1 protein-coding gene is annotated in these 280 nt (G+C 62.1%); it reads right to left on the bottom strand.

Annotation, left to right across the window (positions count from 1 at the left end; all coding sequences use genetic code 11):
- The coding region (locus B3187_RS02620) for a hypothetical protein (protein WP_286804478.1) at nt 1–280 on the bottom strand (280 nt) is incomplete at both ends.

Here is a 280-nt window from a genome sequence, read left to right as displayed (position 1 = left end):
CTGGGCTCGGCGCCGCGGTCGCGCCAGAGATCCAGCACCGCCAGGCTCATCAACCCGAGACGTCCGGCGGGCAGCGCCGTCCACGCCTTCAGCGTGTCGGTCAGATCGTCCGCGTCCTCAACGAGAAAACGTTTGGCCAGCAAGTACTCGGGCGTGCGTTCGGGGCTTTCAAAGTTTTCCAGAAAGCGACCCGGTACGGTAATGTCCGGATCATTCAACGCTTGCCAGTATTGAGCGTCGTTATTCAGCGCCGCGAGACTGAACGCCTGAGCGCTCCACT

The organism is Marinimicrobium sp. UBA4209 (assembly GCF_002381585.1).
GTDB classification, from domain to species: domain Bacteria; phylum Pseudomonadota; class Gammaproteobacteria; order Pseudomonadales; family Cellvibrionaceae; genus Marinimicrobium; species Marinimicrobium koreense.
This window is presented reverse-complemented; position numbering and strand designations above follow the sequence as displayed.